Genomic DNA, 25,077 nt, shown 5'->3' on the forward strand with positions numbered 1-25,077 from the left:
CCGTACATCCACTCATTGCCCCGTAAGCACGGTCGGCCAATCGCGAGCGGAGGTGAACGGATGAGGTGGACCCTTAGGCTGACCGCACCAATTCGTCGCACTACATCGCAGCCCGGAGACAACGGTGCAATTCCACGACTCGATGATCAGCCTCGTCGGCAACACCCCGCTCGTGAGGCTCAACAACGTAACCGCGGGCATCCAGGCGACCGTCCTGGCCAAGGTCGAGTACTTCAACCCCGGCGGTTCCGTGAAGGACCGCATCGCGCTGCGCATGATCGAGGCGGCCGAGCAGAGCGGGGAGCTGAAGCCCGGCGGGACGATCGTCGAGCCGACGTCCGGCAACACCGGCGTCGGCCTTGCCATCGTGGCCCAGCAGAAGGGCTACAAGTGCATCTTCGTCTGCCCGGACAAGGTGTCCCTCGACAAGATCAACGTGCTGCGCGCGTACGGCGCCGACGTGGTGGTCTGCCCGACCGCCGTCGACCCCGAGCACCCGGATTCGTACTACAACGTCTCCGACCGGCTCGTGCGCGAGACGCCCGGCGCCTGGAAGCCCGACCAGTACAGCAACCCGAACAACCCGCTCTCCCACTACCACTCCACGGGCCCCGAGCTGTGGGAGCAGACGGAGGGGAAGATCACCCACTTCGTGACGGGCATCGGGACCGGCGGCACGATCTCCGGCACGGGCAACTACCTGAAGGAGGTCTCCGGCGGCAAGGTCACCGTCGTCGGCGCCGACCCCGAGGGGTCCGTGTACTCCGGCGGGTCCGGGCGGCCCTACCTCGTCGAGGGCGTCGGTGAGGACTTCTGGCCGACGGCGTACGACCGAAACGTCACCGACGAGATCATCGCCGTGTCCGACAAGGACTCCTTCCAGATGACCCGGCGGCTCGCCAAGGAGGAGGGGCTGCTCGTCGGCGGGTCCTGCGGCATGGCGGTCGTGGCGGCGCTGCGGGTCGCGGAGCGCCTCGGCCCCGACGACGTTGTGGTCGTCCTGCTCCCCGACTCCGGGCGCGGCTACATGAGCAAGATCTTCAGCGACGAGTGGATGAACGACTACGGCTTCCTGGAGGAGGCCGGCGACCAGCCGCGCGTCGGCGACGTGCTGAGCCGCAAGGAGGGCGGCGAGCTGCCCTCGCTCGTCCACATGCACCCCGAGGAGACGGTCGGCGAGGCGATCGAGGTGCTTCGCGAGTACGGCGTCTCGCAGATGCCGATCGTCAAGCCGGGCGCGGGCCACCCCGACGTGATGGCCGCCGAGGTCATCGGCTCGGTCGTGGAGCGGGAGCTGCTCGACGCGCTCTTCACGCAGCGCGCCTCGCTCTCCGACCCGCTGGAGAAGCACATGTCGGATCCGCTGCCGCAGGTCGGCTCCGGCGAGCCGGTGGCGGACCTGATGTCGGTGCTCGGCGGCGCGGACGCGGCGATCGTCCTGGTCGAGGGCAAGCCGACCGGTGTCGTGAGCCGGCAGGACCTGCTCGCGTTCCTCGCGGGGCAGCAGTCCCAGTAGGCCGGTCCCGGTAGGGCGGTCCCAGTAGGGGCTTCTTCTCCGAAGCGGTACGAGCACGTCATGTGCGCGCAGCACCCGCTTAACAAGGCTGCGGCACATTGGTCGTTGTCGGCGTCAGGACCTCCGGAGCGGCTCCCGGATCCACGGACGCCCGGACGTGGCCCGGCTCTGACCCGGCCCGCGTCCCTCGCGGGGACCGCCGTCGTCCCGCCCCCTGGGTGACCCTGGGGGTGCGGCGGTCCCCGCGCTGACGCTCCGCTGGGGTGGGCGGTTCTTTCCCTGCGGGCCGGTGGGGGCTGGTCGCGCAGTTCCCCGCGCCCCTGTACCGGCACCTCCGGCTGGGCGGCAAGGTGATTCAGTCGTCCCACTCCGAGGGGCGCTCGTCGCGCCGGTGGACGAAGGACGTGCCGCGCAGGCCGTGCACCGCGTTCACGCCGAGGATGCCGGCCCAGGAGACGAAGAGGCCGGTCAGGCCGGCGTTGACCGCGGCGATCGCGGAGAGCGGGATCGCGAGGACCAGCGAGATGACGCCGAAGCCGAAGCGCTCGCTCCAGGAGTCGACGGGGCTGCCGGGGGAGCGGGCGCCGCGGGCGACGACCATCTGCTGCTCGGCCAGGTGACGGCGCAGGCGGCGGTCGATCGTGCCGTCCAGGCGCTGCTCGACCTTCCCGAGGAAGGAGTCGACCAAGGCGGAGTCGTACTCTTCGCCGAGCTCTCTGCGGGCGTGCAGAGTGGCGTCGAGTTCCTTCTTGAGTTCCGCGTCACGGGCTTCCATAGCCGTTTACGTTACGGCGCCTGGGTGGCCCTCGCGCTGGGGCTAACCCCCCTTTCCGTCCGGGTCCCATCCCCAGGGACGGGCGGGTTCCGCCTGGCCAGGGACCAGTACAGCACCGCGGGCACCACGAGACCCACGATCCACGAGATGTCGGCGCCGCCCAGCGGATCGACCAGCGGGCCCGTGTAGAAGTGCGTGACGAGGAACGGCAGCTGGGCGAGCAGCCCCACGCCGTAGACGAGCAGCGCGTCCCACCGCCAGGCGCCGTAGCGGCCGTGCGGGTCGAAGAGGGCGGGGATGTCGTACCGCTCGCGGGAGATCAGGTAGTAGTCGACCAGGTTGATCGCCGACCAGGGCGTGAAGAAGGTCAGCAGGAACAGCAGGAAGTCCTTGAAGGACGCCAGGAAGCTGTCCTTGCCGAGCAGCGCCACCGCCGTGCCCGCCACCATGATCACGGCGATGTACGCGGCCCGCCCGCGCGGCCCGAGGACCCGCCGGCCCCGGAAGCCGCTGATGCTGGTCACCATCGACATGAAGCCGCCGTAGGTGTTGAGCACGTTGATGGTCAGCTTGCCGAGCGCGATCACGAAGTACAGGAAGGAGGCGATCAGGCCGGTGCCGCCGAGGCCGACGACGTACCCGACCTGGTTGGCGAGGAAGGCGTCCCCCGCGCTCGCCGCGACCAGGACCCCGAAGGTCATGGACCACTGCGAGCCGATCGCCGAGCCCGAAAGCGTCCACCAGAACGTGGCCTTCGCCGACGTCGTACGCGGCAGATAGCGCGAGTAGTCCGCGACGTACGGACCGAACGCGAGCTGCCAGGACGCCGACAGCGAGACGGCGAGCAGGAACATCGGCAGGTCGAAGCGGGCGTCGCCGAACAGCGCCCCGACGTCCACGCGGTCGACGAGCCGGATGCCGAGGTAGACGAACGCGAGCGCGCAGATCACGCTCGCCACCCGGCCGAGCGCGTGGATGACGCGGTAGCCGATCGCGGCCATGACCGCCGTGACGGCGGCGAAGACCACGATGCCGGTGGTGTCGTTCGTGTGCGTCAGCTCGGCCGTGGCCTGCCCGGCGAGGACGCTGCCGCTCGCGAAGAACCCGACGTACATGAGGATGACGAGGAGCAGCGGGACGACCGCGCCCTTCACGCCGAACTGGGCCCGCGACTGGATCATCTGCGGCAGGCCGAGCTTCGGGCCCTGCGCCGAGTGCAGGGCCATCACCGCGCCGCCCAGCAGGTTGCCGAGGACGAGGCCGACCAGCGACCACACCACGTCGCCGCCGAAGACGACGGCGAGGGCGCCCGTGACGACCGCGGTGATCTGCAGATTGGCGCCGAGCCAGAGCGTGAACTGGCTGAACGCGGTGCCGTGCCGTTCGTCGTCGGGGACGACGTCGATGGAGCGCCGCTCCACCAGGTCTTCAGCTGCCATGCCGATCGACTCCCCCTTCGGTTAAGCGGACTTCTCCGTCAGTCCGTGGCGGGACGCCCAGTCGTTCGCGACGTCCTCCGGGTCCTTCTTGTCCTTGTCCACCAGGCGGTTGAGCTCGGTGAGCTGCTCGGTCGTCAGGAGGGCGCCGAGGCGTGCGAGCGCCTTGCGGACCGTCGAGTCGGCCTTGCGGTCGGCGATGAGCGGGACGACGTGCTGGCCGGGGATGAGGTTCTTGGGGTCGGTGAGGACGACCCACTTCTCGGCGGCGATGTCGGTGTCGGTGGTGAAGAGGTTCGCGACGTCGACGTCGCCCTTGCGCAGGGCGCCCTTCACCAGGGGACCGGACGAGTCGAGCGACTTGAACTCCTTGAACTCGACTCCGTAGACGTCCTTGAGGCCGACCGCGCCCACCGTGCGCTTCTTCACCTCGGGTGCGGCGCCGATGACCAGCTTGCCGTTGTGCTTCGCGAGGTCGGCGAGGGACTTGAGGCCGTACTCCTTCGCGGTGTCACGCGTGACGACGAAGGCGTCGGAGTCCTCCGCCCGCCCGTACGGGAGGATCTGGAGGCCGCGCGGCAGGGCCATGGCGAGGGCGTTCTGCATCTCGCCCTCCTCCGTGGCCTTCGCCTTCGGGTCCAGGTAGTGCAGGAGCGCGCCCTGGTACTCGGGCAGCAGGTCGATGTCGCCGCCCTTGAGGGCGGGGATGAGGATCTCGCGGGTGCCGAGGTTGGGGCGGACGTTGGTCTCCACGCCCGCCGCTTCGAGCGCGGCGGCGTAGAGGTGGCCGAGGACCTGGTTCTCGGTGAAGTTGGCGGTGCCTATGGTGACGCCGCCCTTGCTGGAGCCGCCTCCGCCGCCGCCCGAGCCCCCGCCGTCGAGGGACGTGATGCCGCCGCTGCAGGCGGCGAGCGCGGGGACGGACGCGGTGGCGAGGAGCCCGCCGAGGAGGGTTCTGCGGTTCATGGCTGGCATCTGCTGTCTGCTCCTAGGCCGACGTGGTGGGGCGGTGGCGGAAGAGGGCGCGCTGGAGGGCCGAGAGGGCGAGATCCAGTACGACGGCGACGAGGGCCACGAGCACGGCGCCGCCGAGCACCTGCACGAGGTCGCGCTGGGCGAGGCCGTCGAACACGTACCGGCCGAGGCCGCCGAAGGAGACGTACGCGGCGATCGTGGCGGTCGCGACGACCTGGATCAGCGCGAGCCGTAGGCCCGTCATGATCAGCGGCAGCGCGAGCGGCAGTTCGACCTGGAACAGCACCTGGTGGGCGCGCATGCCCTGGCCGCGCGCCGCGTCCCTCACCTCGGGGTCGACGGCGGTCATGCCCGCGTACGTGTTGGTGACGATGGACGGGACCGCGAGCGCGACGAGCGCGATGTAGACGGGCCACATCGACAGGCCGCTGGCGAGGAAGACGAGGACGACGAGCCCGACGGTGGGCAGCGCCCGGCCGAACGAGGCCAGGTTGATGGCGACGAAGGCACCGCGCCCGGTGTGCCCGATGAGCAGGCCGAGCGGCAGTGCGATGGCGGCCGCGACGAGCGTCGCGAGCAGCGAGTACTGGAGGTGTTCGGCGAGGCGGTGCCCGATGCCGTCCTGGCCGGTCCACTGCTCGCCGCTGACCAGCCAGGCGCCGAGATCCTTGAAGAGTTCGTACATGGTCAGGCACTCCTCCGGCGGCGGGTCCAGGGCGTCAGGACGTACTGGAGGGCGACGAGCAGCGCGTCCGCGACGAGCGCGAGGAGCAGCGTGAGGACCACGCCGGCGATGACCGGGGTGGGGAAGTTGCGCTGGAAGCCGTCCGTGAAGAGCTGTCCGAGGCCGCCGTCGCCGATGTACGTCGCCACGGAGACGAGGGAGATCGACATGACGGTCGCGATCCGTACGCCCGCCATGATCACGGGAAGGGCGAGGGGCAGCTCGACGGTGAGGAGGGTGCGCAGGGGCCGGGTGCCCATGGCCTTGGCGGCTTCCTTGGTCTTCGCGGGGACGGAGTCGAGTCCTTCGACCGTGTTCCGCAGGAGCACGACGAGCGTGTAGATCGTCAGGCCGATGACGGTGGTGGTGCGGGTGAGTCCGCTGACCGGCAGGAGCAGGACGAAGACGGCGATGGACGGGATGGTGAACAGCACGTTCGAGAGGCCCAGGAGCAGTCCGCGCAGGGGGCGGACGCGGTGCGCGACGACGGCCAGGGGGAGAGAGATGAGCAGCCCCAGGGCCACGGCGGAGAGGGCGGCCTGGAGGTGGGAGAGGGTGAGGGTGGCGAGATCGTCGGTGTGGTCGGCTATCCACGACCAGTCGATGGTCATGGGGTAGGGCTCGGGTTGTTCTTCGCCTGCGGGCTGGTGGGGGCTGATCGCGCAGTTCCCCGCGCCCCTGGGCCGTCCTCCTCGCCCGGCACCGAGACGCCTCTGGCCGAGGTGGACGAGTCAGGGGCGCGGGGAACTGCGCGACGAGCCCCCACCGGCCCGCGGTTGACCGCGTGCGCCGCGCTCGCCCCGTCGTGGATGTCCTCACGGGACGACACCCCCGTCAGGCGGCCCTCCGCGTCCACGCGGGCGACCAGCCCCGCCGGGGAGGACAGCGACTCGTCCAGCGCCGCGAGAAGCGTGTCCGTGTCACGGAGTGGACGTACGGGAACATCCGGCGCGTCACCGTCGACGTGGCGCCAGGCGAGAGGAGACCCCGCCGCGTCCAAGCGGAGCGTCCACGCACCGCCCTCCGGCGCCGGCCCCTGCGGGACGCCCGACAGGGAGGCGAGGGAAAGAAGCTTCAGGCCGCGCTCCGCGCCCAGAAAGTCCGCGACGAAGTCGTCCGCGGGACGGGCGAGCAGCTCCGCGGGCTCGGCACACTGCACGAGGTGCCCGCCGGTACGGAAGACGGCTATGCGGTCACCGAGCCGCACCGCCTCGTCGATGTCGTGCGTGACGAAGACGATGGTCTTGCTCAACTCCCGCTGAAGGCGCAGGAGTTCGTCCTGGAGCTGGGTGCGGACCACCGGGTCCACCGCGCCGAACGGTTCGTCCATGAGGAGGACCGGCGGGTCGGCGGCGAGCGCGCGGGCCACGCCGACGCGCTGCTGCTGGCCGCCGGAGAGCTGGTGCGGGTAGCGCTTCCCCGCGTCGGGGGCGAGACCGACCGTCTCCAGGAGCTCCGCCGCCCGCGCCCGCGCCTTCCTGCGGCCCCAGCCGAGCAGCAGCGGCACCGTGGCGACGTTGTCGAGGACCGTGCGGTGCGGGAAGAGGCCGGCCTGCTGGATGACGTAGCCGATGGAGCGGCGCAGGTCGGCCGCGTCCTGTTCCAGGATGTCGCGGCCGCCGACCCGGATCGTCCCCGAGGTCGGGTCGACCATGCGGTTGATCATGCGGAGGGTCGTCGTCTTGCCGCAACCGGAAGATCCGACGAGGACGGTCACGCCGCCTTCGGGCATGTCCAGGGTGAGGTCGTGGACCGCTGTGGTGCCGTTCGGGAAGCGCTTGTGGACCGTATCGAATTGGATCATGTGGAGTCCCTTGCCCGGCTGTATATGGTCATGCAGAGTTCTCGCTGTCTGAATAAGTTGTCAATAGTTTTCGGTGCGCCCCGCGTAAATCACCGGTAACAAGTGGCCGCAGGGCAAGACAGAACGTCCGGTTGAGGAGGGAATGCGCGTGAAGTCGTCTCGTATCGCGGACACGGCGACCGACGACAGGGAAGCGGTCGTCGTCCTCGACGGCCGGGGAATGATGGTCGCAGACGTCGTACGCCTGGCCGAATCCGACGCCCGGCCGGTGCCCGCCACCGACGGCATGAAGCGCGCCGAGGAGTCCTGGAACGCCGCGCGGGAGATCGCCGCCTGGGGCCGCGTCTACGGCCGCTCCACCGGAGTCGGCGCCAACCGGAACGAAGACGTACCGACCGATGCGGCCGCCGACCACGGCCTGCGGCTGCTGCGCTCGCACGCCGGGGCCATCGGCGCCGAGCTGCCCGCCCGGCAGGTCCGCGCCATGCTCGCCGTCCGCGCCAACCAGCTCCTCGCGGGCGGCGCGGGCCTGCGCCCCAGCGTCGTCACCGCGCTCTGCCGGGCCCTGGAGACCGGCGCCCACCCCACGGTCAACGAATTCGGCTCGGTCGGCACCGGCGACATCGCCGCCCTCGCCCAGGTGGGCCTCGCGCTCGCGGGCGAACACCCCTGGCGGGGGAGCGGGGCGCCCCCGGAGCCCCAGCCCCTCGACAACAACGACGCCCTCGCCCTGATCAGCAGCAACGCCCTCACCCTCGGCCAGTCCGCGCTCGCCCTGCACGAACTGCGCGGCCTGATCGGTGCCACCCAGGTGGTCGCCGCACTGTCGCTGATGGCGGTCGACGGGTCGTACGAGGCGTACGCCCTGCCCGTGCACGAGGCGCGCCGCCACCCCGGCTCCTACGCGGTCGCCGCGCGCATGCGGCGCCTGCTCGGCGCCCCCGACCGCCCGACGCCGCCCCTCGGCCGCATCCAGGACCCCTACGGCTTCCGCTGCGTGCCGCAGATCCACGGGCCCGCGCACGACGCCGCGGACGCCCTGGAGAAGGTCCTCACCGTCGAGATCAACGCCGCCGCCGAGAACCCCCTGATCTCACCGGACGACATGGCGGCCTACCACCACGGCGGCTTCTACCTCGCCCAACTCGCCCTCGCGCTTGACCACTTCAGGCTCGCGGTCACCCAGGCGGCCCGCCTGTCGACATCGCGGCTCTCCACGCTCAACGAACCGGCCTTCACCCGCCTGCGGCCCTTCCTCGCCGACGGGGAGCCCGCCTCGTCGGGCGTCATGATCCTCGAATACGCGGCCGGAGCCGCCCTCGGCGACCTGCGGGCCTTCTCCGCGCCCGCCTCCCTCGGCCACGCGGTGCTCTCCCGCGGCGTCGAGGAGCAGGCCAGCTTCGCCTCGCTCGCGGCCCGCCAGACGCTGCGCGCCTGCGAGGCCTACCGCATGGTGGTGGGCTGCGAACTCGTCGCGGCGGTGCGGGCGTTGCGGCAGCGTGAGCTGCGCCTCGACCCGGCCACCCCGCTCGCGTACGCCTTCGAACTCGCCGACTCCGTACTCGAACCGGAGATCGCGGACCGGCCGCTGACGGATGATGTGACGGCGGCGGCGGGACTCCTCGACCGGTTCACCCGGCTCTGGTCGGACCTCGGCGCCGGAACGACTGCGGGTACGGACATCCTGAGGGGGACGGCATGAGTGACAGCCCTGCCGCGCGACTGCAAGTGCTCTTCGAGGGCCACCGGCTCACGCCCACCCAGCGGCGCATCGCGCACTGCATGGTGCGCAGGGCCGCCGACGCGCCCTTCCTGTCCAGCGTGGAGCTGGCCGAGCTCGCCGGGGTGAGCCAGCCATCGGTCACCCGCTTCGCCGTCGCCCTCGGCTTCGACGGCTACCCGGCCCTGCGCAGGCACCTGCGGGACGTGGCGCCCCCCGAGACGTCGGCCAAGACGCTGGCGAACGAGTACCAGCAGGCCGTCGAGGCGGAGATCGAGAACCTCCGGCACCTCGCCGAGGCCCTCGCCGACCCGGCGCCCGTGGAGCGGGCAGGACGGCTCCTCGCCGCCTCCCGGCCCCTGCCCGTCCTCGGACTGCGGGCCGCCGCCTCGCAGGCCTACGGCTTCTCGTACTTCGCCGCCAAGGTCCACCCCGACGTGCGGCTCCTCGACGAGGGCGGCACGATGCTGGCCGACCGCGTCGACGCGGCGGTCCGCGCGGGCGCCACCGCCCTCCTCTGCTTCGCGCTGCCCCGCCACCCCCGCGAGGTCGTCGACGCGCTCGCCTACGCCCGGTCGGCGGGCCTGACGGTCGTCACCGTCGCCGACTCCGCGTTCGCCCCCGTGGCCGCCCACTCCGACCTCCTCCTGCCGGCCGCGGTCGGCACGGGCCTCGCCTTCGACACGGCCTGCGCGCCGATGCTCCTGGGCCGGGTCCTCCTGGAGGCGATGTGCGACGGCCTTCCGGACGCGCAGGCCCGCCTGGAGGAGTTCGACGTACGGGCGGCGGAGCGGGGGCTGTTCGTGGAGTAGGCGCAGCCCGTGTGCCACTACGCCTTGGGCACGGTGAAGCGGAAGAGCTTCCCGGACCAGGTGGCGTACAGGTGGTCGCCGACGGCACGCGCCGTCCACGGTCCGGAGCCGCCGGTGGCCCGGTGGTGCCAGACCTGCTCGCCGGTGCCGGCGTGGAAGGCGTACAGGCCCTTGTCGCCCGCGGCGAGGAAGAGTCCGTGCAGGGCGCCCAGGAGGTCGAGGCCGCCCAGGCCCGCCCCCGCCGTCCAGCGTGCCGCGCCGGTCCGGGCGTCCAGCCCGTGCAGGACCTTCTTGTCCAGGTGGCAGACGGTCGCGCCGGCGCGTGCGAAGCCGCGGTTGCCGCGGGCGGCGGTCCGCACCGACCACAGGGTCTTGCCCGACGCCGGGTCGAAGGCGGCGAGCAGCCCGCGGGTCGAGCCGCTGAAGCCGGTGCTCGGATAGCAGAAGAGGGTGCCTTCGAGCAGGCTCAGGGAGCCCTCCCAGCCGAGGATCTCGGCGTTCGTGGGCGGGAGTTCGGTGGGCTCGCTCCAGCGGGTCCCGCCGTCGTCGGGGTCGAGGGCCAGCAGCTTCATCTTGGCGTCGATGGCGTAGAGGACCTTGCTCTTCTCCGGCGGGTGGACGGTGACGAGGTCTTTCGCCCACACGCGCTCGCCCGTGTCCCGGTCGAGGGCGGAGTAACCCCTGAGCATCGCGCCCGGGGTGGTTTTCGACGCGCCGCCCCAGACGAGCGGCGCGCCCGCCGGAGTGGTGCCGAGCGCCACGCTCACGTCTTCCACGTCGCGTGCGGTCCACCGCACCGCACCGCTCGACGCCTCCAGGGCCCGGAAGCGCCCGCCGCTCGTCGTCATGACCAACTCGCCGTCGGAGAGGTGGAGTTGCGGCGCGCTTTCGCCGACCGGTGGCGCGTCCCACAGCTTCTTGCCGGACCGGCCGTCGAACGCGTGCACCTTGCCGTCGGTGCGGACCGTGTAGACGCGCTTGTCGTCGGCGAGGGCGTCGGTGTTCTGGCCGCCGAGGTCCTTCCACAGGAGCTTGCCGGTAGTCCGGTCGAAGCAGGCGCCGGAGGCCTTCTCGGTGCACAGCAGCGTGGACCGGGTGACCGCGCGCAGGAACATGGCGGGCTGCGGAAGCTCCTTGGTCCAGTCGAGATCGGGTGCGGCGGCCGCGTCACCGCCGCCCCCGCCGCGCGAGCGCAGGAACCAGAAGGCGCCCCCGGCCGCCGCGGTCACGGCGAGCGCGCCGCCGCCGGCCAGCAGCCGGCGGCGGCTGAGCAGCGGGCCGCGCAGCGCGCCCTGGAGCGTGCGCTGGTCCTCGGTGACCTGGAGCTCGACCGCGCCGAGCCAGCCGGCGGTCGTCTCCGGGCGCAGCCACGCCTGGAGCTGCTCGACGGTGGGCCGGCGGGCGGGGTCCTTGTCGAGGCACGCGGCGACGATGCCGAGCAGGCCGGGCGGGACGCCGGTCAGCTCGGGCTCTTCGTAGGCGGCCCGGTAGAGCAGGGCGTGGACCGCACCGGTGCCGAACGGCGGAGTGCCGGTGGCGGCGAAGGCGAGCACGGCGCCGAAGGCGAACACATCGCTCGCGGCCGTCAGTTCGCCGCCCCGCGACTGCTCGGGCGACATGAAGCCGGGCGACCCCGCGACCTGCCCCGCGGCGGTGAGCACCGTCCCGTCGACGGCCCGGCTGATGCCGAAGTCGATGACCCGCGGGCCGTCGAGGGTGAGCAGGATGTTGGACGGCTTGAGGTCGCGGTGGATGAGCCCGGCCCGGTGGATCGCGGCCAGCGCCTCGGCCAGGCCGCCGCCGAGCACGCGCAGGGTCGGCTCGGGCATGGGCCCGTGGGCGTCCAGGGCATTGGTGAGGGAGGGGCCGGGGATGTACGCGGTGGCAAGCCACGGCTGCGGCCCCTCGGGGTCGGCGTCGACGACCGGCGCGGTGAAGGCGCCGGAGACCGCGCGGGCGGCATCGACCTCGGCCTTGAAGCGGCGGCGGAAGTCGGGGTCGGCGGCGAGTTCGGGGCGTACGACCTTCACGGCCACGGCACGGCCGCTGCGCGACGCGGCGAGGTGCACCCGGCCCATGCCGCCCGCGCCGAGCTCCCTGATCACCCGGTAGGGGCCGATGTACGAGGCGGGGGCGGCGGCCCGCGGTGGGGGCGGTGCGGACGGCGTCGGCCCGGCGGGCGGCGGCGCGGACGGCGGCAGGGGCGGGGGCGGCGGCATGGTCACGAGGTGTCGCTCCGGAAGGCGTGGAGGGTGGACGCGGACGCGGCGAAGAGGGTGTTGCCGGAGACCTGGAGCAGCCAGTCGGTCTTGCCCGCCTCCTTGGCGCCGGACGGCTGGTGCGCCCAGAGCGGCTTGCCGTCGGAGGCGCGCAGGACGACGAACCCCGGCACGTCGCCGGTGGCCCAGGTGGCGATGGCCACCACGGACGAGGAGACGGTGGGCCCTTGGTCGTCCGCGCCACCGGTGGTCGTCAGGCGCACCGGGCTCGCGGTGTTCCACACCTGCTTGCCGCTCCGCGTGTCCAGGGCGAACGCGGTGCCGGGGCCGTCGTAGAGATAGGCGCGCTCGCCGCGGACCCTGGCCGCGCTGATCGTGGTCGTCTCGTTGACGGCGGTCCACAGCTTCTTGCCGTCGGTGACGCGGAAGGCCTGCGCCTTCGTGCTGGTGACGAGCAGGATCCTGCCGTCGGTGGACAGGTGGGGGTAGGCGCCGGGCTTGACGACGTCCGGGACCTTCCACCGCTCGGCGCCCGAGCGCAGGCCGAGGCCGCGGAGTGTGCCGTTGTCCTGGAGGAAGCAGCGGTCCCCGTCGGCGTAGGCCTGGAAGTCGCTGCCCTTGATCCTGCGCGACCACAGCACCTCACCCGAGCCGAGATCGACCGCGAGGACCCCGTAACCCTTGTGGCCACTGGTGCCGATGACGGCGACCGAACCGGCGACGGACAGCAGTCCGTCGACGAAGTCGGCGGACTGGGCGCCGGCGCCCGGCTCGGTGACCGTGTGGCCGAACTTCTGCCGGCCCGCGGCGTCGACGCCGAACAGATAGCCGCGCTCGCCGCTCCACGCCGTGGCGAACAGCGTCGACCCGCCCACGCCCAGCCATTTCGGGCCGGTCGACACGTCGGAGGGCATGCGCAGCGAACCCTTCCAGCGCTCCTTGCCCGACGCGGTGTCATAGGCGGTCGCGTGCTCCTGGTCCCAGTGCACCAACAGGTCGCCCAAAAGCTGTAGTTGGGCGCTCTGAAGCTTCTTCAGCGGGACCGACCACCGTGGCTTCGGGCCGGCAGGGACCTTGGGCTCGGGCCGCCCCGTGCTGCCCTCGCTGCCTTTGCCGCCGCTCGGGGCCGGGTCCTTGTCGGACTCCGGCCGCCACCCGGCCAGCGCGGCGGCACCGCCGCCCGCCGCGACGGTGGTGCCGGCCGCGGCGAGCCACAGGAATCTGCGGCGGCTCGGCCCCTTGGGGGCGGTGGCGAACGGGTCGACGGGCGGCGCGAGGGGCGCCATCGGCATGGGCGGCGCGGCGACCAGGACGGCGGCGTGCGCCTCCCGCCGCGCCACGTCCTCCCGCAGGCCCTGGGTGAGCAGCGCGGCAGGATCGGCGGGCCCCAGCGCGGCGAGCACCGAGGCGGCGGACGGCCTGAGGGCCGGATCCTTGCCGAGGCAGCCGCTGATCAGCGGCACCAACGCCGCTGGTACGCCGTCGAGTTGAGGCGGATGGTGGACCGCCCGGTAGAGGATCTCGGCCGTCCCGCCGGAACCGAAGGGGCCCCGCCCGGTGGCCGCGAAGACCAGGACGCAGCCCAGCGAGAAGACGTCCGCCGCCGGTCCGGCCGCACGGCTCGACACGATCTGCTCGGGCGCCATGAACCCGGGCGTCCCCACCACGGCGCCCGTCCGCGTCACCTGCGTGGCGTCGACCGCGCTGCTGATGCCGAAGTCGATGACGCGGGGCCCGTCCTCGGCGACGAGTACGTTGCCGGGCTTGAGGTCGCGGTGGACGATGCCGGCGTCGTGGATGGCGAGCAGCGCCTCCGCGAGGCCGGTGCCGAGGGCCCGCAGGCCCGCCTCGGGCAGCACGCCGAAGCGGCGTACGACGTCGTGCAGCGACGGCGCCGGGACGTAGGCGGTGGCCAGCCAGGGCTGCGGGGCGTCCGCGTCCACGTCGAGCACCGGCGGGGTGAAGAAGCCGCTCACGCGCCGGGCCGACGCGGCCTCGCGCCGGAAACGCCCGCGGAAGTCGGGCGCCTCGGCGTACTCGGGCCGGATGACCTTCAGGGCGACCAGCCGCGACCCCGGCGACCTGGCAAGGAACACCCTGCCCATGCCGCCCTCGCCGAGGAGCTGGAAGACCTCGTAGGGGCCGATCCGGGCGGGGCTGTGTACGACTGCGGGGTCGCTGCCTTCGTGGGTGTGGGTGTACACGTCGTCGCCGCGGGGTCAGCTCATCGAGGCGAGCACGTCACGGGCGGCGGTGACGACGACGTCCTCGGCCTGCTTGCGGGTGAGTTCGGAGGTGTCCTGGCTGTAGACGAGCTCAACCCTGAGCGAGGCGTTGCCCTCACGGACGACCACCTTGGCATAGGTCAGCGACCCGCCCCGGGCGTCGACGTGGTGAGCGGCGAAGGCCTCCTCGCCGAGCCCGCTGACGGAGTGGGGGTCCTCCACCTTGTTGCCGGTCACCGCCTTGAGGAGGCCCCTCTTCTTCAGGTCGTACTGGCCCTCGACGCTCGCGCCGACCGTGAGGTTGACGTCCAGGCTCTGATAGAGGCTGTAGTCCGCGGGCTGCCACCTCGGCATCCTCGTGATCATCATGGACGTGTCCGCGTCGTCCATCAGGCCGGGCGTGCACTTGGCTCCGGGCGCGATCTTCTCGATGGTGGCCGTCTTGATCAGCTCGCATCCCTTGGGCACCTTGGAGAACGCCTTGCCCGCCGACGGTGCCTTTGGCTTGGCGGCACCTCCCGGCCCGCTACCGGGCGCACCCGGGGGCTTGGCCGACTCGCTGCTCTTGTCGTCGTCCCCCGACGTGGCGACGACGACCACGCCCACGACCACGGCCACGGCGAGAGCGGCGGCGCCGCCGATCAGCCAGCCGCGGGAACGGCCGCCGCGTGGGCCGCCGGGTCCGCCGGGGCCGCCCGCAGGTACCGGCTGCGACCAGGCCGAGGGCGCGCCGGGCGCCTGCGGCGGGACGGGCGGCGGCGCCTGGCCGGGCATCGGGGGTGGCGCTTGGCCGGGCGCCGGGGGTGGCGCCTGGGCGAAGCCCTGCCGGGGATCCACCTGCGGGTTCTCACTCACGGAACAGCTCGCTTCCTCGACGACCGGGACCGGACATGACCCGCCGCACCTTCTCGCGAGACACTGCAATGCCGATGAAATCCTGCTGAAGCAGGGGACTCGGCCGCCGCGGAGGACCAACGCGGCGCTACGGGGAACCACAGGAACGACGGGGGAGTTCGGGTGGACGAGAACACAGAGGTCACAGGGAAGGACCGGCTGCACCTCGCCCTGCTCGGCCCGGTCGCAGCCCACCGCGGTGAGGTGCCGCTCGACCTGGGACCCGTACGCCGTCAGGCGGTACTGGCCGCACTGGTCCTGCGCGCGGAGACGCTCGTCACCCGGCAGCAACTGCTGGACGACGTATGGGGACCGGAACCCCCGGGCACGGGCCACCGGGTCCTGCCCAGCTACGTCTACCCCCTGCGCAAGACGCTGGACGCACCCGGCACCGGCCCCGCCGCGTCCGTGATCCGCGGCGAGCGCGGCGGCTACCGTTTCGTACCCGGACAAGCCCGCACGGACCTAGGGGAGTTGACCGCGGAGGCGGGCGCGGCGCGTGGCGCGAGAGCGGCGGGTGACCTCGCCGCCGCCCTCGACGGCTGTACGCGAGCACTGGACCTGTTCCGCGGGGAGCCGTTGGCCGGCTTGCCCGGACCGCTCGCCGACGCCGAGCGGCAGCGCCTCGCCCGGCTGCGGAGGACCCTCCACCAGGAGCGGGTGGAGTGCCTGGTGCTCCTGGGCCGGTATGCGGAGGCGCTGGACGAACTGCTGGCGGCGCCGACGGCACGGCCGCACGACGAGCCCCTCGCCGCCCTGCGCATGCGCGCGCTCTACGGCAGCGGCCGACAGGCCGAAGCGCTCGCCGCCTACCGGGAGACACGGGACCGGCTCCGCGACGAACTGGGCGTGGAGCCCGGCGACGACCTCCGCCGAACCCACCAGGCAGTACTGCGCCGAGACGACCTACAACTGCTCGGCCACCCCTCGTCCCCCCGCACCACGGCCCCCACCACCCCCCAACCATCGCCTGCCTCTCCACCCCCACCCCACCCCCGCCGCAACGAACTCCCCGGCGACACCGCCTGGCTTGTCGGGCGTGAGGCGGAACTCGCCCTGCTCACCGCGCCGGTGCCGCGAGGCTCCGTTTCTGTGGCCGCTGTGGACGGCACCGCGGGCGTCGGCAAGACCGCGTTGCTGGTTCGCGCCGCCTGGGCGCTGCACGATCAGTACCCGGACGGCTGTCTGTTCGTGGATCTGCACACGCACGGCGCCCCGCACGAGAGTCTGCGGCCGCAGCGCGCACTGCACCGGCTGCTCCGTGCCGTCAATGCCGCTGATGGGGAACTCCCCGATGAGCTGCATGAATTGGTGTCCGCATGGCGTGCGGCCACCAGCTCCCTGCGGCTGCTGCTGGTCGTGGACGACGCCCGCAGCGCGGAGCAGGTGCGGCCCCTGCTGCCCGCGGGCCCGGGCAGCCGGGTCCTCGTGGCCGGCCGCCAGCGCCTGCCCGGCCTCGACGCCGACCGGCGCCTCACCGTGGAGCCCCTGGACACGGGCGAGGCGGTCACCCTCCTCACCCGCCTTCTCGGCGAGACACGCGCCGAACAGGAACCGGAGGCCGCTCAGGAGCTCGCCCGCCGCTGCGGCGGCCTTCCGCTGGCGCTGCGGATCGCCGGGGCCCGCCTGCAGAACCGCCCCTCCTGGACCGTGGCCCATCTGGTCGGCCGGTTGTCGGACGACGAGCGCCGCCTGGGCGAGCTCCGCGCGGAGGACCGCAGCGTGGAAGCCGCCTTCCGGATGTCGTACGACCTCCTCGTGCCCGAACTGAGGCGTGGCTTCCGGGCGTTGGGCCAGTCGCCGACCGCCGAGTTCGACGGGCTCACTCCCGCTGTCATGCTGGGGCGCCCCCTCGACGAGACCGAGGATCTCCTGGAGCGCCTGGTCGACGCCAGCCTGTTGCAGCAGCCCCGGCCCGGCCGCTACCGGCTGCACGATCTCGTACGCGACCACACGCGCCGCCTCGCCGCCGCCGAACCGGAGGAGGCCGCGGCCGACCGCGCCGCCGTGCTGCACCTCTACACCGCCGCCGGGCGCATCGCCAGCGACTGGGGCCCCGAGGGCTTCCCGACCGGCCCCGACGTCTCCGGCTCCCCCTTCTCGGACTGGCGGGAAGCCGACGCGTGGCTGGACGCCGCGGGCGGCCAACTGCTCGACGTGGTCGCTTTCGCGGCGGCCACCGGGCAGCGCGACCACGCCTGCTGGATCGCCGAGTCCCTGCTCGACCCGCTGGTACGCCAGGGCCGCTACCACGAGTGCCGCTCCGCCCTGGAGCTCGCGCTGTCCGGCGCCGACCTGGCCGACGACCGGCGGATGCCGTCCTCGCTGCGCAACTGCCTCGCCATCGCGGACATCTACCAGGGACGCTTCCGGCAGGCCCACGCCTGGTGCACCGACGCGCTCCGCATCGCCCGCCACCAAGGCGACCTGCGCGAACAGGCCCGGGCGACCGCCGGCATGGGTGCCGCGGAGCGTGCGCTGGGCCGCTTTCCCGAGGCGGCCGCCCACCTGGGCGAGGCCATGGAGATGGCGGCCCGCCTCGACGACGACTGGCTCGCCGGTATGTCGAGCTGCAACCTCGGCGCCCTCCACGACCAGCAGGGCCGGCACGAGGAAGCCCTCACGTACTACGCCACGTCCCTCACCTTCGCCGAGAAGATCGGCCGACCCAGAATGATCAGCAAGACCCTGTGCTTCACCGCGGAGGCTCAGTCGGCTCTCGGCCGGCACGCCGAGGTCAAGGATCTGGCGCGGCGCGCGGCGGAGCTGGCCCAGGAGGTCGGCGACCTGCAGTTGCGCGCGACGAGCCTGTCCCTGCTCGGCGCCGCGGAACACGGCTGCGGCAACCTGCCCCTGGCCATCACCCTCCAGCAGGAGGCCCTGGCCACACTCACCGAACACACCAGCAGGCCCCTGGAGACGGAGATCCGCCGCCGCCTCGGACGCACCTACGCGGCAGCGGGCCACCCGACCGAGGCCGAACAGCAATTCCAAGCGGCCCACTCCCTGGAAGCGTGACCCGGCGCCGAGTCGGTGTGGTGGGTGGGTGTTCTCACCCTGTCCTCAGATTCCGTCGCTAACCTCCTCCGCCGAAGAAGCGCGACGGGAGGCATGGGAGGCGACGTGGGACGCGGTGGGCACGGGCTGGTGCGGGTGCCGGTGGTGGTGCGGGCCGGGGCGGCGCCCCTGTGGTGGCTGGGGGTGCTCGCCGCGGGGATCGGCGCGCTGCCGCCCGGTCTCACCGGACGCCGTATCGGCGTACTCACCGGGGCGGCCCTCTTCATCGTCGTCGCGGCCGCCGTCGCGTACTCCCGCAGGAAGCGTTACGGCGCCCTCGCCCGCGAGGCGACCCGCGCCGGGAAGTACGACGTGCTCCAGAGCCGGTCGGTGAGCGTGCGCAACTGGCGGCACGGTCACCGCTGGTGGCTCGCCGCCGCCTTCCTCGCCGCACTCGGCAGCGCCTTCGCCCTGCCGGTGGCGGGCGGCGCGGTCCTCGCGGGCGCCGGCGCCGGCCTGTGGGCGAAGGCCGCGTGGGTCGGCCGTCGCGAGCGGGCGGACGACGTGCTCCTGTGGGTGCGCGTCGACTGGCTCGGCCGAGGCGCCGGCGCCCCCGCGGGCAAGGCGGTCAGGGCCTACCGCACGACGGGCCCGGCGGCGGGTGACGCCGGGCCGGGCGGGGTGCGGCGCCGCACCGTCGCGGCGGCCCGATAGCGGCGAGGCCGCCTCCGCCGACGGCTCCCGGCGGTGGGATCCGGGCCGCACCGCCCCCGAAGAAGTCGAACTCCCTTATCACCGGCGCGCGTTCGAGGGGGCGAGATTGCGACGAACTCGACTGAGGGGCAAGCAGGCTCACCGGGCTGATGTTCATACCCGGACGGGTGGCTAGCATGGCGCGATACGTGGTCCGGAAGATCGCCGTCCTCTTGGCGCCCCCTCCGGGCCCACGACCGATGCGTACCGATCGGCTCGTTGTCCGCCTGCACCCAAGGACCGAGGGACCGCTGAATGTCAGTGCCTGCTCCTCCCAGCCCGCGCCGCACAGCAAAGGCGGAGCGCTCCGCGTGGGCCGTGCCCGGCGGCGTGCTGGTGGTGACCGGCGGCGCCGGCGCCCTCGCGGCTGCCGCGGCACCGGACGCCGCCCGCGGCTGGACGGCGGCCTCGCTCGCGGCCGGCTGGCTGTGCCTTGCCGTCTGCCTGCTCGTCGGCTCCGTGGCGCGGCAGCGGCTCGCCCGCTCCGCCGCGGCGGCCCAGGCCGAGGCCGAGGCGCTGCGGGCTCAGCTTGGCCACCAGATAGCCGAGTCCGCCCACCTCGTGAACGTCACCCTCCCGAGCCTCGTGAAGCAACTGCGCGACGGCGCGGCAGCGGGTGAGGCCCTGGCGAACACGGCGCCTCCGTCCGACGCCCAGCTCCGGCGGATCGTGCAGACCTTCGCCTCGGTGGTGGAGGAAACGGTGCGGCACGCCCGGTCCGTGGAGGCCCAGCTCGGCCACGCGCAGGGCCAGTTGGCGCAGTCCTCCGAAGAGTTCGACGTACTCACCAAGGTGACCATGCCGACCGCGATCGGGCAGCTGCGCGAGGGGGCCTCCGCGGACACCGTCCTGGCCGGGCTCCAGTGGCCGCAGAACCCCTTGCTGCGGCTGCCCGCGGAATCGTTCATCCGGGAACTCGCCCACAGCGAACGACGTGCCGCCGCCGCGCAGGCCGCATCGGCCAAGGCGCTGAGCCGCGTCCAGGCCAAGGCCGTGAGCATGCTCGCCGACCTGCGGGACATGCAGGAGCGGCACGGCGTCGAGGTCTTCGGCGACCTGCTGCGGCTTGACCACAGCACGTCCCAGCTGGGCCTGATGACGGACCGCCTCGCCCTGCTCATGGGCGGCCGGTCCAGCCGCGCGTGGAACAAGCCGATCGTCATGGAGAGCATCCTGCGGGGTGCCGTCGGCCGCATCTCCGCGTATCAGCGGGTACGGCTGCACTGCTCGACGACCGTGGCGGTCGCCGGCTTCGCCGCGGAGAGCGTCATGCACGTCCTCGCCGAACTCATGGACAACGCCGCGAACTTCTCGCCGCCCATCGACGAAGTGCACGTCTACGTCGAGGAGCGCAGCGCCGGGATCGTCGTGACGATCGAGGACAGCGGCCTGCGGATGGCCGACGCGGCGATGCGCCGGGCCGAGGAGTCCGTCTCCGGGAAGACGACGGACCTCGCCTCGCTCCAGGGCACCCGCCTCGGCCTCGCCGTGGTCGGACGGCTCGCCGCCAAGTACGGCATGAGCGTCAACTTCCGCCCGTCCTCGCGGGGCGGCACGGGTGTGGTGGTCCTCCTGCCGCCGCAGCTCCTCGCCCAGCAGCGCGACCCCGCCCCGCAGCACCCCGTACGGCGCACCACCGCGGCGACACCCCCGCCGCTCCCGGCGGCGCCGGCCCCGGCGGCCGGGGCGGCCGAGGCGACCCCCGCCTTCCCCGCCCTGCCCGAAGCACCTCCGGCACCCCTGACACCTCCGGCACCCGTGACACCCACGGCACCCGTGACACCCCCGGCCGCCGTCGCACCGCCCGCCGCCGCGGACACCCCCGCCCGGCCGGCGCACGCCGCCCCCGCCGCCACGCCGAACGGCCTGCCCGTGCGCGCACCCGGCCGCACCATGGCCGAGGCGGACCGCGAACGCCGCCAGCGCAAGGCGGCAGCCGACGCCGGCTCCGCCACGGGAGCGGGGGCACTGCCCGACGAGGCGGGGCGGGCGCGCGACGCCGGTTCCCGGTTCGGCGCCTTCCACCGCTCGCGGCGCGCCGGGGGCGAGGCCCCGGGCTTCCCGGCGGCGCCCGAGCCCCCGGCCGCTCCGGGCACCCCCGGCGAACCCGGCCCGCCCCCGACCGAGTAACCGAAGCGCTCCCCGCACGGCGCCCGGGTCCGGCGCCCTCCTTCCCCCTTCCCCCCCCCCGCTCAAGACCGTGAGATTGGAGGCACGGGCCGGTGACTGGGCTCGGCTCGCCCGAAGCACCTCGCCCTACCCACCATGCAGACCACTGACAACAGCCTGACCTGGCTCCTCCAGAGCCTTCTCCAGCGCACCCCCGGTACGCGGCATGCCCTGGTGCTCTCCCGGGACGGCCTGAAGCTGTGCTGGAGCGAGCATCTGACGCTCGACCAGGCCGACCAGCTGTCGGCGATCTGTTCCGGCATCCAGGCCCTGGCCCAGGGCGCGTCCGCGGAGTTCGGCGACGGAACCGGCGGCGTCCGGCACTCCATGACCGAATTCCACGGCGGACTCCTCTTCATCGTCGAGGCGGGGCAAGGAGCGCACCTGGCGGTCATCGCCGACGAGAACGCCGACCCGGGCGTGGTGGGCCACCAGATGACGGAGCTCGTGGAACAGATCGGGGAGCACCTGCGCGCCGAGCCGCGCGCCGAGGCCGAGAGCAGCGGCTCCTCGTGACGCCGCGCAGGCCCGTGGACATCGGTGACCCGGACCGGCTCTACACGGTCACCGGTGGCCGCAGCCGGGCCGACGACGATTCGTTCGACCTCGTCACGCTGGTGGTGAGCGAGTGCGAGCCCACGGCCGGGATGCAGTCGGAGCACGCCCGGATCCTCGACCTGTGCCGGCATCCGACAGCCGTGGTGGAGATCGCCGCGGAGCTCAAGCTGCCCATCACCGTGGTGCGGATTCTGCTGGGCGACCTGCTCGCGACGGGCCGGATCACGGCCCGTCATCCCCGCGCGGCCCACGCGGTCGCCTCGATGCCCGAATCCGACCTTCTCAAGGAGGTGCTCCATGGGCTCCGCAACATCTGAGCTGCCGTCCCGCACTCCGCTGTCCGACACCGCAGAGACCGGCTTGAAGATCGTCGTGGTGGGCGGATTCGGCGTCGGCAAGACCACACTGGTCCGCTCGGTCAGCGAGATCCGCCCGCTGAACACCGAAGAGGTCATGACGCAGGCGGGCATCGGTGTCGACGAGACGTCCGAGGTGGCCGCCAAGACCACGACGACGGTGGCGTTCGACTTCGGCCGGATCAGCCTCAACGAACGCGTGGTGCTCTACCTGTTCGGCGCGCCCGGCCAGGAGCGCTTCTGGTTCCTGTGGGACCGGCTCTTCGCCGGCACGCTGGGCGCGGTCGTCCTGGTCGACACCCGGCGGATGGACGACTCCTGGTACGCGATCGACCGTCTGGAGCACCACAGGACGCCGTTCGTGGTGGCGGTGAACCGGTTCGACGACGACACCGCCAGGCACTCGCTGGACGAGATCCGCCAGGCCCTCGCGCTCCCCGCCCACGTGCCCCTGATCGACTGCGACGCGAGGGTGAGATCGTCCGGCAAGGACGTCCTGATCACCCTCGTGGACCACCTCTACAAACTGGCCATGGCCCAGGAGATGACACCGTGACCGAGCCGACCGGATCCCCTTTCGAGCAGAGTGACCCTCCGCCGGGGTGTCCCGCTCACGCCGGTGCCGTACGCCTCGGCGGTCTGGAGTACCAGCAGACACCGGCGCAGCTCTACCGCGGCCTGCGCCGCGAGCACGGGGCGGTCGCGCCGGTGCTGCTCGACGGGGACGTGCCGGCGTGGCTGGTCCTCGGGTACTCCGAGGTCAGCTATGTGACCGGCCATGACGAGCTGTTCGCCCGAGACTCGCGCCGCTGGAACCAGTGGGACCGCATTCCCGCGGACTGGCCCCTGATGCCCTTCGTCGGCTACCAGCCGTCGGTCCTCTTCACCGAGGGCGAGGAGCACCGGCGCCGGGCCGGTGTGATCACGGAGGCGCTGGAGGGCGTCGACCAGTTCGAACTGGCCAGGGACTGCGGCCGGATCGCCGACCGGCTGATCGCGGCGTTCGCCGGGAGCGGCCAGGCGGAACTGATGAGCGCGTACGCCCACGCCCTGCCGATGCGGGCCGCGGTGCAGATGTGCGGCATGCCCGAGTCGGGCACCGATACGCAGCAACTCGTGGACGACCTGCGGATCTCGCTCGACGCGGCGGAGGGCGACGACCCCGTGGCGGCGTACACGCGCGTCGGCGAGCGGATCCAGCTCCTGGTCAAGGAGAAGCGGGAGAGGCCGGGCGCGGACGTCACCTCGCGGATGCTGCTGCATCCCGCGGGCCTCACCGACGAGGAGATCGTCCAGGACCTGATCTCCGTCATCGCCGCGGCCCAGCAGCCGACGGCCAACTGGATCTGCAACACGCTGCGGCTGATGCTGACCGACGAGCGGTTCGCCCTGAACGTGTCCGGCGGGCGGCTGAGCGTGGGCGAGGCGCTCAACGAAGTGCTGTGGCTCGACACCCCCACGCAGAACTTCATCGGGCGCTGGGCGGTGCGCGACACCCAGCTGGGCGGGCGGCAGATCCGGGCGGGCGACTGCCTGGTGCTCGGCCTCGCCGCGGCCAACACCGACCCGCAGATCTGGCCCGAGTCGCACGTGGGACCGGAGAACTCCGCGCACCTCTCCTTCAGCCACGGCGAGCACCGCTGCCCGTACCCGGCCCCCCTGCTGGCCGACGTCATCGCCAGGACCGCGGTCGAGACGCTCCTGGAGCGGCTGCCCGACCTGGTCCTCGCGGTGGAGCCGGAGGAGCTGAGGTGGCGCCCGTCCATCTGGATGCGCGGCCTGACGTCGCTGCCGGTGCAGTTCACGCCGGTGACGCACTGAGAGCCTGTGTCATGACCCCGGCCGGGCGGCGCCCGCCCCGCTCCGGAATCAGGCGGTGACGGGGGTGAAGCGCACGGGCAGCGACTGCGGGCCGCGCGTGAACACCCCCTGCTCCACCGGGTCGAAGCCCTCGGCGAGCCGTACGTCGGGCATCGCGTCCAGGAGCTGGCCGACGCCGATCTCCACCTCCGCCTTGGCCAGCAGGGCGCCCACGCAGAAGTGGCGGCCGAGGGCGAAGGAGAGGTGGTCCGCGGCGGCGGAGAACGCGGTCGTGGTGGTCAGGTCGTCGCGGAAGATGTCGAAGCGGTCCGGGTCCCGGTAGCGCCGCTCGTCGCGGTTGGCCGACCCGATCAGGCAGGTGACGGTGGCACCGGCGGGCACGGTGCCGCCGGTGAGCTCCACGTCGACCGCCGACTGCCGCATGATCATGTGCACCGGCGGCGTGTGGCGCAGCGTCTCGGCGAACGCGCGGGCGATCAGGGTGCGGTCCTGCCGGACGGCTTCGAGCTGATCGGGGTGGGTCAGGAGGTTGGCGAAGATGGAGGCGATCGCCTTGTCGGTGGTCTCGCCTCCGGCGGCCAGCAGCAGGCTGCAGAAGGCCTTGATGTCCTCGTCGCTCATGCGCACACCGTCGACCTCGGCGGCACACAGGGTGGACAGCAGGTCGTCCCCGGGCCGGTCGCGGCGCTGCTGGATGATCGGGATCATGTACTCGGCGAACTCCACGCGGGTCCGCTCGCCGGCCGCCGCGACCTCGGGATCGCCCGCGAGGTTGCCCAGGAAGGCGATGACCGTGGTGTACCAGCGGTGGAAGCGCGCGTGGTCGGCCTTGTCGAGGCCCAGCATGTCGGCGATCACGTCGACGGGGAAGCGGGTGGCGTAGGCCTCGACGAGGTCCACGGCGCCGGTGTGCCGGAAGGTGTCGATGAGCTCGCGGGAGTTGCGCTCGATGACCGGCAGGAACTTCTCCTGGAGGTCGCTGCCGCGGAAGGCGGGCGCGACCAGGGCCCGCCGCACGGCGTGCTCCCGGCCGCTGAGCTGGAGGATCGTCTTGCCGTGGACGGGCTCGATCTGCCAGTCGTAGTTGTCGGTGGTGAACTGCGAGCCCTTGTCCTTGAACACGCGCTCGACGTCTTCGTACCGCGAGATGATCCAGCTCTGGGTCGCCTCGTGCCACAGGAGCGGTGTGTTCTCCCGCATCGCCCGGTAGGCCGGGTAGGGGTCCTTGGCGAACTCGGGCGAGAGGATGTCGGGGACCTGCTGCGCGGCGGACATAGAGCTCCTTGGTCGGTACAGGCAACGCGCATCAGGCTATTGATCGCC

At 72.6% G+C, this 25,077-nt stretch carries 20 protein-coding genes; 10 read left to right on the plus strand and 10 right to left on the minus strand.

What is annotated here, in order from left to right:
* The first annotated feature begins 124 nt into the window (after positions 1 to 124).
* A complete protein-coding gene (locus ACH4D5_RS18815) occupies positions 125 to 1,516 on the plus strand; it encodes a cystathionine beta-synthase (RefSeq protein WP_398303549.1) in 1,392 nt (463 codons plus the stop codon).
* 355 nt (positions 1,517 to 1,871) lie between these two features.
* On the opposite strand, the gene ACH4D5_RS18820 is transcribed toward ACH4D5_RS18815, so the two are convergent.
* From ACH4D5_RS18820 to ACH4D5_RS18845, 6 genes are read right to left on the minus strand one after another with little or no spacing between them, the layout of a single operon-like run.
* Positions 1,872 to 2,291, minus strand: coding sequence for a hypothetical protein (locus ACH4D5_RS18820; protein WP_398303551.1), 420 nt, complete (start codon positions 2,289 to 2,291; stop codon positions 1,872 to 1,874).
* 11 nt (positions 2,292 to 2,302) lie between these two features.
* Entirely contained in the window at positions 2,303 to 3,730 is a 1,428-nt protein-coding gene (locus ACH4D5_RS18825; protein WP_398303553.1) for a purine-cytosine permease family protein, read from the minus strand.
* Positions 3,731 to 3,751: 21 nt separating this feature from the next.
* A complete protein-coding gene (locus tag ACH4D5_RS18830) occupies positions 3,752 to 4,693 on the minus strand; it encodes an ABC transporter substrate-binding protein (protein WP_398303555.1) in 942 nt (313 codons plus the stop codon).
* Positions 4,694 to 4,715: 22 nt separating this feature from the next.
* Positions 4,716 to 5,387 (minus strand): ABC transporter permease, encoded by a 672-nt coding sequence (locus ACH4D5_RS18835; protein ID WP_398303557.1) that lies wholly within the window; start codon positions 5,385 to 5,387, stop codon positions 4,716 to 4,718.
* A 2-nt stretch (positions 5,388 to 5,389) separates the two neighbouring features.
* Positions 5,390 to 6,037: an ABC transporter permease gene (locus ACH4D5_RS18840; RefSeq protein ID WP_398303559.1), complete on the minus strand. Its 648-nt coding sequence runs from the start codon at positions 6,035 to 6,037 to the stop codon at positions 5,390 to 5,392.
* Complete coding sequence (locus tag ACH4D5_RS18845) at positions 6,034 to 7,230, minus strand: ABC transporter ATP-binding protein (RefSeq protein WP_398303561.1); 1,197 nt, start codon at positions 7,228 to 7,230, stop codon at positions 6,034 to 6,036. Before ACH4D5_RS18845 ends, ACH4D5_RS18840 begins: the two co-directional genes overlap by 4 nt.
* Before the next feature lie 142 nt (positions 7,231 to 7,372).
* Between ACH4D5_RS18845 and ACH4D5_RS18850 the strand changes: the two genes are divergently transcribed.
* Together ACH4D5_RS18850 and ACH4D5_RS18855 are read left to right on the plus strand one after the other, a co-directional pair.
* The gene (locus ACH4D5_RS18850) at positions 7,373 to 8,932 is read left to right on the plus strand and encodes an aromatic amino acid ammonia-lyase (RefSeq protein WP_398303563.1); all 1,560 of its coding nucleotides are present in this window, start codon (positions 7,373 to 7,375) and stop codon (positions 8,930 to 8,932) included.
* Positions 8,929 to 9,762: a MurR/RpiR family transcriptional regulator gene (locus ACH4D5_RS18855; RefSeq protein WP_398303565.1), complete on the plus strand. Its 834-nt coding sequence runs from the start codon at positions 8,929 to 8,931 to the stop codon at positions 9,760 to 9,762. The genes ACH4D5_RS18850 and ACH4D5_RS18855 overlap by 4 nt, the downstream gene beginning before the upstream one ends.
* A 17-nt stretch (positions 9,763 to 9,779) precedes the next feature.
* Here ACH4D5_RS18855 and ACH4D5_RS18860 read toward each other — a convergent pair whose 3' ends face one another.
* The 3 genes from ACH4D5_RS18860 to ACH4D5_RS18870 are packed head-to-tail and all read right to left on the minus strand — an operon-like array spanning position 9,780 to position 15,061.
* Positions 9,780 to 11,981 (minus strand): PQQ-binding-like beta-propeller repeat protein, encoded by a 2,202-nt coding sequence (locus tag ACH4D5_RS18860; RefSeq protein WP_398303771.1) that lies wholly within the window; start codon positions 11,979 to 11,981, stop codon positions 9,780 to 9,782.
* 2 nt (positions 11,982 to 11,983) lie between these two features.
* Positions 11,984 to 14,185, minus strand: coding sequence for a PQQ-binding-like beta-propeller repeat protein (locus ACH4D5_RS18865; RefSeq protein ID WP_398303567.1), 2,202 nt, complete (start codon positions 14,183 to 14,185; stop codon positions 11,984 to 11,986).
* A gap of 15 nt (positions 14,186 to 14,200) precedes the next feature.
* Positions 14,201 to 15,061 (minus strand): hypothetical protein, encoded by an 861-nt coding sequence (locus ACH4D5_RS18870; protein ID WP_398303569.1) that lies wholly within the window; start codon positions 15,059 to 15,061, stop codon positions 14,201 to 14,203.
* Positions 15,062 to 15,223: 162 nt separating this feature from the next.
* Between ACH4D5_RS18870 and ACH4D5_RS18875 the strand changes: the two genes are divergently transcribed.
* The 7 genes from ACH4D5_RS18875 to ACH4D5_RS18905 all read left to right on the plus strand — a co-directional run bounded on the left by ACH4D5_RS18875 (position 15,224) and on the right by ACH4D5_RS18905 (position 23,754).
* Positions 15,224 to 18,118, plus strand: a complete 2,895-nt coding sequence (locus ACH4D5_RS18875) for an AfsR/SARP family transcriptional regulator (protein ID WP_398303571.1) — start codon at positions 15,224 to 15,226, stop codon at positions 18,116 to 18,118.
* A 93-nt stretch (positions 18,119 to 18,211) separates the two neighbouring features.
* Complete coding sequence (locus ACH4D5_RS18880; protein WP_398303573.1) at positions 18,212 to 18,811, plus strand: hypothetical protein; 600 nt, start codon at positions 18,212 to 18,214, stop codon at positions 18,809 to 18,811.
* 294 nt (positions 18,812 to 19,105) lie between these two features.
* Positions 19,106 to 20,980 (plus strand): sensor histidine kinase, encoded by a 1,875-nt coding sequence (locus ACH4D5_RS18885; RefSeq protein WP_398303575.1) that lies wholly within the window; start codon positions 19,106 to 19,108, stop codon positions 20,978 to 20,980.
* Positions 20,981 to 21,115: 135 nt separating this feature from the next.
* Positions 21,116 to 21,535 carry a roadblock/LC7 domain-containing protein gene (locus ACH4D5_RS18890; protein WP_398303577.1) on the plus strand — a complete coding sequence of 140 codons (420 nt, stop codon included), beginning with the start codon at positions 21,116 to 21,118 and terminating at the stop codon, positions 21,533 to 21,535.
* Positions 21,532 to 21,894: a DUF742 domain-containing protein gene (locus ACH4D5_RS18895; protein ID WP_398303579.1), complete on the plus strand. Its 363-nt coding sequence runs from the start codon at positions 21,532 to 21,534 to the stop codon at positions 21,892 to 21,894. Before ACH4D5_RS18890 ends, ACH4D5_RS18895 begins: the two co-directional genes overlap by 4 nt.
* Positions 21,875 to 22,489, plus strand: coding sequence for a GTP-binding protein (locus ACH4D5_RS18900; RefSeq protein ID WP_398303581.1), 615 nt, complete (start codon positions 21,875 to 21,877; stop codon positions 22,487 to 22,489). Before ACH4D5_RS18895 ends, ACH4D5_RS18900 begins: the two co-directional genes overlap by 20 nt.
* Positions 22,486 to 23,754, plus strand: coding sequence for a cytochrome P450 (locus tag ACH4D5_RS18905; protein WP_398303583.1), 1,269 nt, complete (start codon positions 22,486 to 22,488; stop codon positions 23,752 to 23,754). The genes ACH4D5_RS18900 and ACH4D5_RS18905 overlap by 4 nt, the downstream gene beginning before the upstream one ends.
* A 48-nt stretch (positions 23,755 to 23,802) precedes the next feature.
* On the opposite strand, the gene ACH4D5_RS18910 is transcribed toward ACH4D5_RS18905, so the two are convergent.
* A complete protein-coding gene (locus ACH4D5_RS18910) occupies positions 23,803 to 25,029 on the minus strand; it encodes a cytochrome P450 (RefSeq protein WP_398303585.1) in 1,227 nt (408 codons plus the stop codon).
* Positions 25,030 to 25,077: the final 48 nt, after the last annotated feature.

The sequence above is a fragment of the Streptomyces sp. NPDC018029 genome (assembly GCF_044327655.1).
Lineage (GTDB): Bacteria > Actinomycetota > Actinomycetes > Streptomycetales > Streptomycetaceae > Streptomyces.

Excerpts from the sequence above, each read along its gene's own strand:
- ACH4D5_RS18820 (WP_398303551.1), bottom strand. The coding sequence starts at position 2,291 with ATGGAAGCCCGTGACGCGGAACTCAAGAAGGAACTCGACGCCACTCTG.
- ACH4D5_RS18825 (WP_398303553.1), bottom strand. The coding sequence starts at position 3,730 with ATGGCAGCTGAAGACCTGGTGGAGCGGCGCTCCATCGACGTCGTCCCC.
- ACH4D5_RS18830 (WP_398303555.1), bottom strand. The coding sequence starts at position 4,693 with ATGAACCGCAGAACCCTCCTCGGCGGGCTCCTCGCCACCGCGTCCGTC.
- ACH4D5_RS18835 (WP_398303557.1), bottom strand. The coding sequence starts at position 5,387 with ATGTACGAACTCTTCAAGGATCTCGGCGCCTGGCTGGTCAGCGGCGAG.
- ACH4D5_RS18840 (WP_398303559.1), bottom strand. The coding sequence starts at position 6,037 with ATGACCATCGACTGGTCGTGGATAGCCGACCACACCGACGATCTCGCC.
- ACH4D5_RS18845 (WP_398303561.1), bottom strand. The coding sequence starts at position 7,230 with ATGATCCAATTCGATACGGTCCACAAGCGCTTCCCGAACGGCACCACA.
- ACH4D5_RS18850 (WP_398303563.1), top strand. The coding sequence starts at position 7,373 with ATGCGCGTGAAGTCGTCTCGTATCGCGGACACGGCGACCGACGACAGG.
- ACH4D5_RS18855 (WP_398303565.1), top strand. The coding sequence starts at position 8,929 with ATGAGTGACAGCCCTGCCGCGCGACTGCAAGTGCTCTTCGAGGGCCAC.
- ACH4D5_RS18860 (WP_398303771.1), bottom strand. The coding sequence starts at position 11,981 with ATGCCGCCGCCCCCGCCCCTGCCGCCGTCCGCGCCGCCGCCCGCCGGG.
- ACH4D5_RS18880 (WP_398303573.1), top strand. The coding sequence starts at position 18,212 with ATGGGAGGCGACGTGGGACGCGGTGGGCACGGGCTGGTGCGGGTGCCG.
- ACH4D5_RS18885 (WP_398303575.1), top strand. The coding sequence starts at position 19,106 with ATGTCAGTGCCTGCTCCTCCCAGCCCGCGCCGCACAGCAAAGGCGGAG.
- ACH4D5_RS18890 (WP_398303577.1), top strand. The coding sequence starts at position 21,116 with ATGCAGACCACTGACAACAGCCTGACCTGGCTCCTCCAGAGCCTTCTC.
- ACH4D5_RS18900 (WP_398303581.1), top strand. The coding sequence starts at position 21,875 with ATGGGCTCCGCAACATCTGAGCTGCCGTCCCGCACTCCGCTGTCCGAC.
- ACH4D5_RS18910 (WP_398303585.1), bottom strand. The coding sequence starts at position 25,029 with ATGTCCGCCGCGCAGCAGGTCCCCGACATCCTCTCGCCCGAGTTCGCC.